The organism is Blautia ammoniilytica, assembly GCF_025566965.1.
Taxonomy (GTDB): domain Bacteria; phylum Bacillota; class Clostridia; order Lachnospirales; family Lachnospiraceae; genus Blautia_A; species Blautia_A ammoniilytica.
Window position 1 is genome coordinate 1 of the sequence record NZ_JAOQJL010000032.1, and the last position, 11966, is coordinate 11966.

The 11966-nt window shown below is 43.9% G+C and carries 9 protein-coding genes, 2 tRNA genes and 1 pseudogene; 3 read left to right on the forward strand and 9 right to left on the reverse strand.

The features are described 5' to 3' along the window. Window positions 1-190: 190 nt before the first annotated feature. From OCV61_RS13940 to OCV61_RS13960, 5 genes are all read right to left on the reverse strand, one after another. Window positions 191-280 (reverse strand) — tRNA-Ser (locus tag OCV61_RS13940). A 98-nt stretch (window positions 281-378) separates the two neighbouring features. Continuing rightward, window positions 379-464 (reverse strand) — tRNA-Ser (locus OCV61_RS13945). 106 nt (window positions 465-570) lie between these two features. Next, window positions 571-1266 carry a 2-C-methyl-D-erythritol 4-phosphate cytidylyltransferase gene (ispD, locus tag OCV61_RS13950; protein WP_158422310.1) on the reverse strand — a complete coding sequence of 232 codons (696 nt, stop codon included), beginning with the start codon at window positions 1264-1266 and terminating at the stop codon, window positions 571-573. A 1-nt stretch (window position 1267) separates the two neighbouring features. Beyond that, window positions 1268-2287 (reverse strand): tRNA (adenosine(37)-N6)-threonylcarbamoyltransferase complex transferase subunit TsaD, encoded by a 1020-nt coding sequence (gene tsaD, locus OCV61_RS13955; RefSeq protein ID WP_158422311.1) that lies wholly within the window; start codon window positions 2285-2287, stop codon window positions 1268-1270. Further along, window positions 2277-3206 (reverse strand): ribonuclease Z, encoded by a 930-nt coding sequence (locus OCV61_RS13960; RefSeq protein WP_158422312.1) that lies wholly within the window; start codon window positions 3204-3206, stop codon window positions 2277-2279. The genes tsaD and OCV61_RS13960 overlap by 11 nt, the downstream gene beginning before the upstream one ends. Window positions 3207-3475: 269 nt before the next feature. Here OCV61_RS13960 and OCV61_RS13965 point away from each other — a divergent pair, with 269 nt between their 5' ends. Then, on the forward strand, window positions 3476-6217 hold the full coding sequence (locus OCV61_RS13965) for a YfhO family protein (RefSeq protein WP_158422313.1): 2742 nt from the start codon (window positions 3476-3478) through the stop codon (window positions 6215-6217). On the opposite strand, the pseudogene rimI reads toward OCV61_RS13965, so the two are convergent. From rimI to tsaE, 3 genes and pseudogenes are all read right to left on the reverse strand, one after another. Further along, window positions 6119-6478, reverse strand: a pseudogene (gene rimI, locus OCV61_RS18835) (ribosomal protein S18-alanine N-acetyltransferase); the annotation flags it as partial. The gene OCV61_RS13965 and the pseudogene rimI sit on opposite strands and share 99 nt — an antisense overlap. Next, window positions 6475-7182, reverse strand: a complete 708-nt coding sequence (gene tsaB / locus OCV61_RS13975; protein WP_158422315.1) for a tRNA (adenosine(37)-N6)-threonylcarbamoyltransferase complex dimerization subunit type 1 TsaB — start codon at window positions 7180-7182, stop codon at window positions 6475-6477. The gene tsaB and the pseudogene rimI, both read right to left, overlap by 4 nt. A gap of 2 nt (window positions 7183-7184) precedes the next feature. Further along, entirely contained in the window at window positions 7185-7607 is a 423-nt protein-coding gene (gene tsaE / locus OCV61_RS13980; RefSeq protein WP_158422316.1) for a tRNA (adenosine(37)-N6)-threonylcarbamoyltransferase complex ATPase subunit type 1 TsaE, read from the reverse strand. 100 nt (window positions 7608-7707) lie between these two features. Here tsaE and OCV61_RS13985 point away from each other — a divergent pair, with 100 nt between their 5' ends. Next, window positions 7708-8226: a peptidylprolyl isomerase gene (locus tag OCV61_RS13985; protein ID WP_158422317.1), complete on the forward strand. Its 519-nt coding sequence runs from the start codon at window positions 7708-7710 to the stop codon at window positions 8224-8226. 8 nt (window positions 8227-8234) lie between these two features. On the opposite strand, the gene OCV61_RS13990 is transcribed toward OCV61_RS13985, so the two are convergent. Continuing rightward, entirely contained in the window at window positions 8235-8891 is a 657-nt protein-coding gene (locus OCV61_RS13990) for a YigZ family protein (protein ID WP_158422318.1), read from the reverse strand. A gap of 322 nt (window positions 8892-9213) precedes the next feature. On the opposite strand from OCV61_RS13990, the gene OCV61_RS13995 reads away from it, so the two are divergent. After that, window positions 9214-11871 carry a transglycosylase domain-containing protein gene (locus OCV61_RS13995; protein WP_158422319.1) on the forward strand — a complete coding sequence of 886 codons (2658 nt, stop codon included), beginning with the start codon at window positions 9214-9216 and terminating at the stop codon, window positions 11869-11871. Window positions 11872-11966 lie beyond the last annotated feature (95 nt).

The following is an 11966-nucleotide window of genomic DNA, read 5'->3' on the forward strand; positions in this document are numbered from 1 at the left end:
AAAAACCGAACCGCACTCTCACTAAACTCAGCTTCGCTTCGTCAAGTGATCGTAGTGTTAAAGAATTTTCGAGAATCGTATGTGTTTCACTGTTTAGTTATCAATGTTCGTGTTGTCTGTTAGCAACTTGATTACTATATCATAATCTCCTGCCATTGTCAACAACTTTTTGAATCTTTTCAGATCCAAGCGGAGAAGGAGGGATTTGAACCCTCGCGCCGCTATTAACGACCTACTCCCTTTCCAGGGGAGCCCCTTCGGCCAGCTTGGGTACTTCTCCAAATCGCCCTACAACTCTTCATTTCACAAATGAAGCGTTATTTATTATAACTCACAGGCCATGCTTTGTCAAGCACTTTTTTATTTTCCTGCAAGAAGCGGAGAGAGTGGGATTCGAACCCACGCGCCCTTGCGGACAAACGGTTTTCAAGACCGCCTCGTTATGACCACTTCGATATCTCTCCAGATGTTTGTAAATACATACACCAACCTTTTCTCTGTCAGTGCCTGATTATTTTATCACCAATCATGCCTTGTGTCAACACAATTTTTTAGTTTTTCAAATCTTTTTTAGTTCTCCTGAAAAAAGGCCTGTGCTATTTTCAGATCCTCTGGCGTTGTGATCTTTATATTCCTATATGAGCCCTGTGCCAACCGCACTTTCACTCCTGTTTCCTGCTCCACAACCATAGCATCATCTGTCACCTTGCTCATATCCTTCTTTCGGATGCTTTCATGTGCCCTGCAGATCAAAGCATAAGAAAAAATCTGCGGTGTTTGGATCGTCCATACACAATTTCTATCTGGTGTCTCCAGTACATTTCCCTGGGTATCCGCAATCTTTACGGTATCTTTGGAAGGCATACCAATTACACAAGCTCCTGTCTGTTGTACAGCCGAAAGCCCTCTTCTTAGAATCTCTTCATTAATAAACGGCCTGGCACCATCATGTATAAATACATAATCTGGATTGTCACAAGCCAGTAACCCTGCATATACAGAATCATACCGTTCTTTCCCACCAGGAATAACCCTGGTAACTTTTGAAAATGCGTACTTATCCACAATCTGCTCTTTACAATAGGAAATAACATCCTCACTTGTTACCAGAATAATATCCTGAATCATACTGCTTTCCTGAAAACAATGCAGGGAATAATATAGCACCGGATATCCCTGTATTTCCAGAAACTGTTTCTGTATTTTGCTGTGCATTCTCTTTCCTTTTCCTGCCGCCAGAACAATTGCAGTACATTTCTCACTCATTTCAACGCTCTCCCAATTTCAGGTTAGGAACTGCATTCAGATCCCACCCATGTCTCGTTCCCTTCATAAATTCATAATAAGCAGCCACCCCGATCATTGCTCCATTGTCTGTACAAAAAATAGGAGACGGGCGGTAAAAGCGGAAGCCATTCTCTTTGCATGCCTTTTCCATAGCCTCACGAAGATGTTTATTGGAAGCAACTCCTCCTGCAATAGCCACTTTATCCATATGGAAATCCTTTGCCGCCTGCATAGTATGTTCTACCAGTACATCCACCACTGCTTTCTGGAAAGAAGCAGCAATGTCTGCACGGTTTACTTCTTCCCCTTTCATTTTTGCACCATTTAGATAATTTAGCACCGCTGACTTCACACCACTGAAACTGAAATCATATGGACAATCTTCGATTTTGGCTTTTGGAAATACAATAGCATCCGGATTACCTTCATCCGAAAGCTTATCGATCTTTGGTCCTCCCGGATATCCAAGTCCAATCGCCCTTGCAACCTTATCAAAAGCTTCTCCAGCCGCATCATCCCTTGTCCTTCCCAGAATGCGGAATTTCCCGTAATCTTCTACGATCACCAGATGGGTATGCCCTCCGGAAACGATCAGACATAAAAACGGCGGCTCAAGATCCGGATGTTCAATATAATTCGCAGACACGTGCCCTTCAATATGATGCACGCCTACCAATGGAAGCTTTTTGGCATAAGCAATGGCCTTTGCCTCTGCAACGCCCACCAGAAGCGCCCCCACTAAGCCAGGACCATAGGTAACACCTATAGCATCCAGATCGTCTAATGTTACTCCTGCATCCGAAAGTGCCTGTTCCACAACCTGATTAATCTTCTCAATATGCTTTCTGGATGCAATCTCCGGTACAACACCACCATATAATTTGTGAAGCTCGATCTGTGATGAGATAACATTTGACAAAATGGTTCTGCCGTTTTTTACAACCGATGCTGCTGTCTCATCGCAGGAGCTTTCTATCGCTAGGATCAAATTATCTTTCATTTTTTTCGTCTTCCTCTTCAAATTTTAATTCCAGACTCTTCCCATCTTTGCCAGGCCAGGCATTTGGGAATATTTCTCTGACTTTATCCATGTAATCATCCGGACGGATCAAGGAAGGGCTGTAATGAGTGAGCCACATCTGCTCTACTTTTGCATCCCTGGCAAGGAAAGCCGCTTCCTTAAAGGTCATATGCTTATACCCTTTTGCCTTTTCCACCTTATCTTCTTCACCATACATTCCTTCACAGATAAAAAGATCAGAACCTTTTGCATTTTTCAAAATTGACTCTGTAGGCCGGGTGTCTGTTGTATAAGTAACTTTTAATCCTTTTCTGTCCGGTCCTAAAACCATATCTGGAGTATATACTACTCCGTCTTCTTCCATTGTCATACCTTTTTGTAATGGATTCCAGAATTTCAGGGGAATCCCCTGGCTTCTGGCTCTTTCCGGCGAAAATCTGCCCTGTCTTAAAATTTCCAGGGTATATCCATAACAAAGTACATTGTGATTTACCTTAAATGCAGTGATACGATATCCATTTATTTCAAAAGTCTGCTCTGCGCCTGTGATCTCCATAAATCGAATTTCAAAAGGCAATTCCGGTGCAATCACACGTAGGGCATTTACCACTCGTTCCAGCCCTCTTGGCCCAATCAGGGTCAATGGCTCTGTACGGTCTGCATTTCCCATGGTAAGAAGCAGTCCTGGAAGACCACTGATATGATCTCCATGGTAATGGGTAAAACAAATCACATCTATAGGCTTAAAGCTCCATCCTTTTTCCTTGATAGCCACCTGTGTACCTTCGCCGCAGTCAATCAAAAGGCTGCTGCCATTATACCGGGTCATAAGTGCTGTAAGCCATCTTCTGGGCAAAGGCATCATGCCGCCAGTTCCAACAAGACAAATATCTAACATATATTTCTTATTCCTCTTTACTTTTTTCTGTGAAAAAGTGTATCACAATCCAGATTCTAAAACAAGTAAAAACCTGTTTGGAATACCTTCCGCTTTTCTTTTCATATTCTTAAGAATTTTTTATATTTTTTTAATGTATATTTTCATCTCTTATGTTTATTATAGAATGCAAGTCAAAAAAGAAATTTCAAAAGTGATTGCCTTACTTCTGTTTTTGATGTAAAATCTGCACGGTCGATATAAGATTCGTCAGACAGGAAAGGAACATTATGAATTTGAATCAAAAACCAAAACTTACCAGACGCAGTCTGCTGTGCATTCTCTTTCTTTTTGGTGCAGCTTCACTGCTGATTCTACTTACACTTCCATCCGGTAGCATGTACGGCTCCCAGACAGACTGGTATTGCCAGCATGTTACTCTTGCAGATTATATGCGTAAGCACTTTTATGCCACCGGGCAGCTTCTTCCCGATTTCTCTGGTCTTGGAGGAGGTACCAACTTTTTTGCCTTGTCCTACTACGGGATGCTCCGACCGGATGTACTTTTATCGTATTTTCTACCTGATATATCCGTTGCCGCCATCATCCAGGGGTATGCAGTTTTTGAGATTTTCCTTGGGATTTTTCTCCTATATTACTGGCTTTACAAAAAGGGGCTTACAGACACATCTTGTTTTTGTGCAGGCTTCCTTTACCTTTGTGCAAACTGTCTGTTTCAGGCTCACAGACAAATCATGTTTGTAAACTACCTGCCTTTTGTGATCCTGACGCTGATTGCCATTGACCAGCAGGCGGAATCCATGATTAATAGTTTTCCTCAAAAAACACGGACAAATATGGGCATCGTTTTTTCTTACCTGATGATTTTATTCCATAGCTTTTACTTTTTCCCTGCCTGCTTTGCATCCTGTACTCTGTATTACTGGTTCTCTACCCAAAGCCTGTGCAAAGTTTACAGCAAAGTTCCCAGACGTTTTATAAAACTGTGGTCCGGCTACATTCTCAGTACTGCAGCTGCAGTCTGTTTGTCCATGGCAGTTCTGCTGCCCACCGGACTTGCCATCCTGGAAAATAAAAAAGATGTAGCTCCTACTCCTTTGTACAAGATCCTTACTGTCAACCCAACAATGGACAGTCTTCTTTACAGTGTTTATGGATGCGGGCTTACCCTGATCTGCCTTTACACAGTTTTATTAAGCATCCGTCGAAAATCAACCCGATCCTTTGCCTGCATTTTACTGTGTTTTTTATTTTTTAATATTTTTTACTGGATCCTGAATGGAACCTTATATGTGCGTCCCAAAAGCCTGATCCCATTCATGCCGCTGATCCTTTACCTGACAGCACTTACACTGGAAGAATTAAAAGCCCGGCGAATCCGTCACAGCCTTCCCCTTGCACTATGCTGTCTGATTCCGGTTATCGTACAGATTCTTTTTGTTTCCCATGATAACCAGTTCAAGATTCTGATGGCATTAGATGGGTTATGTCTGGTCTTATTTTCTGCTTCCGGATCAATTTGTAAAAAAAGAAAGCTTCTGGCACAGGGACTGGCTTTTCTCCTGATCCTGGTGCTGCCTGCCAAGATTTATCTGAATAAATCCGGAAGGGAAGAATATGTTTCTGCCACAGATGACTCCAGAAGTACTTTTTCCGACAGCCAGATCTTGAAGCTTTGCAAGGACTCACAAGCAAGGATGGATACTCTGGAGCGTCCGTACACCAACAGCAATTATATGGTATGGGGTACCCAGAACAGGAGCAGCATCTACTCTTCCGTATCTAACAGTACCTACAATCAATTTTATTATGATACTCTCCGCAACTCCATCAGTAACCGCAACCGGGTTGCAGTCACCATGCACAGCAATCCTTTTCAAGAATATTTGATGGGCGTACGTTATATCCAGACAACCAAAGAACAGCTGCCTGCCGGATACCAGATAAAGGCCGAGAAAAATGGCCATGTTCTGGCTGAAAATGATCAGGTACTTCCTTTGGCTTATGGAAGTACTTCGCTTATAAGTGAAGCTTCCTTTGACCGACTGACCTATCCCCAGAACCTGGATACTCTTGTCAACCGTACGATTGTACCTGATTCAGTGGCATCAGACAGTACTATATCCAGTTCCAGATCATCAGATAATTCTGTATCTGATTTCGGATTATCGAATAGTTCTGCCTATCAGTCCCAGATGAAGCCTTACGCTCTGCCAGAAAACTTTTTTGCCAGAAAAAGCACAAAGAAACAGATATCCATCACCCGAAATCTCCCAAAAAATATCTCCGCATCACAACTGTTGTTGGTTTCCTTTGATGTAGTTTACGATGGAGCTTCAGATATTTCTGTTTCCATAAATGGAATTAAGAACTGTCTTTCCGGAAGCAATGCACCCTACCCCAACCAAAACAATACCTTTACCTATATGCTTTCTTCCGAAAAAGGACTTTCCAATCTGGATCTGGTATTTTCAAAAGGAAATTATAAAATAACCAATATTACTGCCTATACTTTGCCATTATCCACATTTCATCATCCAGGGATCGTCACTTTCCACAATCAAGGCACCAAAGGCAGTGAATTATTGAAAGGCACCATTTCCATGGATCAGGATGGATATTTTGTCACATCCTTTGCCTATGCCAAAGGATATCAGGCATTTATAGATGGTAAAGAAATTCCAGTACAGACTGTAAACAAAGCATTTGCAGGATTTCCGTTAAAAAAAGGGGCACATGAAATCCAATTAAAATTCCATGCACCCGGTAAAAAAGCTGGCTTACTGATCAGCCTGATCGCATCCTGCGGCCTGCTCTTTGAAAGCCTTGCATATTCAATTCTGGCGATACGTCATAAGAAGCGCATCCTCCACAGGATCAGAGTAGTAACCTTTACGGATCCCATCTCTGGTAAATCCAGAGCGTTCATAAAGACGAATAGCCCCAGAATTTCCCGCGCGGACTTCAAGATGAATGGTGGTAATCCCTCTCTCACCGGCAAGTCTGATTAAACTTTGCATAAGGAACCCGCCAACTCCCTCTTTCTGGCGGGTTCTTTTGATTGCAACATTCGTAATGTCACCTTCGTCAAGAACCATCAGAAGCCCACAGTACCCAATAATCTCTCCCTTATCCTCTACTACCAGAAACATAGCATTGTCCTTAAGCACAAAAGTAAGGAAACCTTCCTTTGTCCAGGGAACAGAAAAAAGGTCTTTCTCTATCTCCATGACCTGATCCAGGTCTTCTACCAGCATTTCCCTGAGGATCATGCTTTTCCCTCCCTCTGGACCCGTTCCCTCTCAGCCTGGGAAAGCCTAAGGTATTCCGGAATATGCTCCATTGCAGTCTGGATCCTGCCATCTTTGTAATAAACCTCTCCCAGAGCAGCTACCGCAGCCGCTCTTTGTTTATTCACATGTGCAGGTGCGAAAGAAAATGGCATCTTCAGCTCAGCTTGGATCGTTTCCCTAAACACTGGCACTCCATCTCCCAGGAAAGTCACTGGTTCTTCCAGCCGGTTCAAAATGCCAATCAGCTCCTGGATGGGCACAGCCATCTGCCCTTCTACCTGAACCAGCCTGTGGTCCTTAAATCTGTAAATCCCTGTATACACCTGACCCCTCCTGGCATCCATAATAGGGCAGACAAGCCCGGACACATCATAAAGATTATATGCCAGTGCTTCCACTGTAGGAACCGGGATCAGCGGCTTGTCAAGAGCAAGCCCAAGCCCCTTTGCTGTAGCTGACCCGATACGAAGTCCTGTAAAAGAGCCAGGGCCTGCTGCCACTGCCACTGCATCTAACGTATTCAGATCAAACTCTGTCATCTTTACGATCTCATCCAACATGGGAAGTAAAGTCTGGGAATGGGTTTTTTTATAATTCACTGTATATTCTGCCAGAAGATTATCATCCTCCACAATTGCTACAGTTGCTACTATTCCTGAACTGTCTAATGCTAAAATTCTCATTTTTATTCTCCTATCGTAATCTTCCGGTAATCAAAACCTTTCTCCAGGTCTTTTTCTATGGTGATTCGTATCACATGTTCCGGAAGGATCTCACGGATCAAATCTGCCCACTCGATGAGGCAGATCCCTTCTCCGAAAAAGTAATCGTCATATCCGATTTCTTCCATTTCTTCAATATCTCCGATACGATATACATCAAAATGGTATAACGGAAGCCTGCCTGTATCATATTCCTGTATAATGGTAAATGTGGGACTGCTGATCGCTTCTGTGATCCCAAGTCCTGCTGCAACCCCCTGGGTAAACACGGTCTTTCCTGTGCCCAGATCACCATCCAGGGTATAAATCTGACCTGGGGATGCCTTTTCACCAAGAGCTTTTCCCAATGCAAAGGTTTCTTCGGCTGAATTGGTCTCTATAATCATTTCTTTTAGTAACCACCTTTTCTTTTTCTTGCACATTCATTCTCTGAATATTATAATAAAACAATTAAGGATTTACAATACTTATAAAGGAGATTTCAATATGACAAACCCAATCATAACCATTACTATGGAAAACCAAGATGTGATAAAAGCAGAGCTTTATCCGGAAATTGCCCCCAATACAGTGAATAACTTTATCAGCCTTGTCAAAAAAGGCTTCTATGACGGCCTGATCTTCCATCGTGTGATCTATGGCTTCATGATCCAGGGAGGATGCCCGGATGGAACCGGTATGGGCGGCCCCGGCTACAGCATCAAAGGAGAATTTGCACAGAATGGCTTTGCCAATGATCTTAAGCATACTGCCGGTGTTCTTTCCATGGCTCGCGCCATGCATCCTGATTCTGCAGGCAGCCAGTTCTTCATCATGCATAAGAACGCCCCACATCTTGATGGCAGCTATGCAGCTTTCGGCAAAGTAATAGAAGGCATGGAAGTAGTAAACCGTATCGCTGAAGAAGAAACTGATTACAGCGACAGACCGCTGGATGAACAGCAGATCCATTCCATAACTGTAGAGACCTTTGGTGTGGAATATCCGGAGCCAGAAAAATGCTGATCAGATGATCAGCATTCCCAGATTTTTGTTTCTCCATTTACATCAGCAAAATAAACATCCTTTATCTTTTCCATGGAAGCACGTCCGCTTGTGCCTTCCGTAATATGCTTCTTCACTTGCTGTACCTGATCTTCCGGTACCAGCAGGTGGAGAATTACTTTATCCGTATATTCTGAATCCAGGATGGGCAGACCGTTTTCCCCTGCAATATACTGGATCTTGCCGATCCCAGAATAATCCGTTTCTACTTTCAGGGAAATCCCCAGTTTTTTCGTGATCACCGTACTAGCCGCAAGCCCTGTCTGCACTGCCAAAGAGTAGGCTCTCACCAGTCCGCCTGTTCCAAGAAGCACACCTCCAAAGTATCTGGTAACAACCACTGCCACATTATAAATATCTTGTCCAAGGATCACATCCAACATAGGTCTTCCGGCTGTACCGGATGGTTCCCCATCATCACTGCATCTGGTAGCTTCCCGGTTCATCCCAACAGAATACACATAGCAGTTATGTCTTGCATCCCAGTATTTCTTACGCATTTCCTCTATGAAGGCAAGTGCCTCTTCTTCGCTTTCCACCGGCCGCACAGTCGCAATAAACCTGGATTTCTTTTCGATAATCTCTCCTTCACCGCCAGCATATACGGTCTTATACTCTTTTTGCATTTCACACAGCCTCCATGGTCTTTGGTACCCTTTTATGATATATTTTTTCACAAATCGTCTTTCATATGAATCTTCCTTAATGATAATGAAAATATGTTTCTCCGTCAATCATTTTGTAAAAAAAGAAGAGGACCTGCAAAGTCCCCTTCTTGTAATACAATTATTTTCCCTTTTCTTCTGAATACCTTCTGTCAAATACGGTTATGGTTAGAGTATGATTTCTATTTCTTATAAATTTATGAAAAATGTGAATTTTTCATTTCATGCTTTAATTACTTATACTTATTTGATATAATAGAACGGATTATAAAGGAGGAATATCATGAACTACGGAAAAAAATCCACTGCACGGAAACGTAATGCTCTCATCTCCCGTTCTTCCATGATGGGACAAAGAGCACATGTTTCACTGATCCGGCTTCTGTTTATGGGTCTGATCACACTCTGTGTAGTAGTTACCTGTGTGGGGATCGGCTCTGTCCGTGGAGTGATCGCAAATGCCCCCGATGTAGAGAATGTAGATATCATGCCCCTTGGCTATGCCACATTCCTGTATGATGATGAAGGGAATCAGATCCGTAAGCTGGCTGCTCCGGATGCCAACAGACTTCCTGTTTCCATCGACCAGATTCCCCTGGATCTGCAGCATGCAGTTGTAGCCATAGAGGATGAGCGTTTTTACGAGCATAATGGTATTGATGTGCGAGGCATCCTGCGTGCTGCCGTAAAGGGTCTTACATCCGGCGGTCATTTTTCAGAGGGTGCCAGTACCATTACCCAGCAGCTTCTTAAGAATAACGTATTTACCAACTGGACAAATGAGTCCACCCAAATCGAGCGTATTACCCGTAAGCTTCAGGAGCAGTACCTGGCAGTTCAGATTGAGGAAAAGATCGGTGATAAGAATGTGATCCTTGAGAACTATCTGAACACCATCAACCTTGGTGCAGGTGCTTATGGAGTACAGGCAGCATCCCGTCAGTATTTTAACAAAGATGTATGGGATCTGAATCTTTCAGAATGTGCTACTTTGGCAGGTATTACCCAGGCTCCTACCAAATACAATCCTATCAGCAACCCCAAGGAAAATGCCAAAAGGCGTAAGGAAGTCCTTCAGCATATGCTGGATCAGGAATATATCGACCAGGCACAGTATGACGAAGCACTGAATGATGATGTGTATTCCAGGATCCAGGCTGCACAAGCTGAGCAGACCCAGACAGACAGTAATATTTATTCTTACTTTGAGGATGCCCTGAACCAGCAGATCATCAATGACTTGATGAATATCAAAGGATATACCAAGACTCAGGCACAGAATATGCTGTACAGCGGTGGTCTGAAGGTTATGACCACACAGAGTCCTTCCATCCAGAAGATCCTTGATGAAGAATATGCTGACCCTAGTAATTATCCGGATTATGTCCAGTATGCACTTGACTATGCACTTACTGTGAAGACTCCTGCCGGTGAGCAGGTAAACTACAGCAAAGAGATGATGAAGCTTTATTTCCAGAACGAGGATCCTTCCTTTGACCTGCTGTTTGATTCACAGGAAGAAGGACAGACCTATGTGGATCGCTATAAGGCAGACATCCTTTCCGATGGCAGCCAGGTAGTAGCAGAGCGTGTGAATTTCGCACCACAGCCCCAGTCCTCCATGACCGTTATCGACCAGCATACCGGCTATGTAAAGGCTATGATCGGAGGCCGTGGTGAGAAGACAGCCAGCCTGACCATGAACCGTGCCACAGATTCTACCCGTCAGCCTGGTTCTACCTTTAAGATTGTTTCCACTTATGCCCCAGCCTTGAATGAGCTTGGCATGTCCCTGGCAACTACCTTTGAGGATGAGCCTTACAATTACCCAAGCGGACAACCGGTGAAGAATGCAAGTGGTTCCTACAGCGGTACAACTACTATCCGTACTGCGATCCGTAACTCCATCAATGTTGTGGCTGTCAAATGCCTGGAGCAGGTAACTCCAGAACTTGGCCTGCAATACCTGGACAACTTTGGATTCTCCACTCTGGCTCATGGAACAGAAGCAGACACAGATGCCAATGGCAATGTTTACACAGATGCCAATCTCCCAATGGCACTTGGAGGACTTACCTATGGTATTACCAACATCGACCTGTGTGCAGCATACGCTACCATTGCCAACAGCGGCAATTATATCAAACCTGTTTATTACACCAAGATCCTTGATCACAATGGCAATGTACTGATCGAGAATACATCTGCTGAAAAGTCTGTGATCAAAGAAAGCACCGCTTTCCTTCTTACCAGCGCTATGGAGGATGTAGTGCAGCAGGGTACAGGTACTGCATGTCAGCTGGATAATATGGCAGTTGCAGGTAAGACTGGTACTACCGACCAGTACAATGACCTTTGGTTTGCAGGATTTACGCCGTATTACACATGTGTTGTATGGTCCGGCTACGATGATAATCAGAAGATCCCGGATGATGCCCGTAACTTCCACAAGAACTTATGGAGAAAGGTTATGTCCAGGATCCATGAAGGTTTGGAATACCGTGACTTCCAGCAGCCGTCCAGTGTTGAGAAAATCAGCATTTGTTCTGAGACAGGTCTTCTGCCACGTACAGGGTGCCCGGTTATTGAAGAGTATTTTGATGTTGGCACTGTGCCTACAGAATATTGCGACCAGCACTTCTATGAAATTCCTGATGAAGAAACAGAGGGAGAACTGGTTCTGGATCCGGATCTTACACAGACTCCGGATGATCCCAACAATCCTGGCACTCCGGAAGAGCCTGTAATTCCGGACAATCCGGATAATACCGGTGGCGATGGTACCGGCGGTGATGGTACCGGTGGTGATGGTACCGGCGGCGATAATACCGGTGGTGATAATACCGGCGGCGATGGCACTGGTGGTGATGGTACCGGAGGCGATTACACCGGTGGCGATAATACCGGTGGCGAAGGTACGGATGATATTGTTTACTACTAACTTTCACCATAAGGGGGACTGTGGGTGAATACCAGCTTTCCACATCCTCAGTGATAAATAAAAAGATCCCTGCAAGGACAAGACTTTTTAGCCTT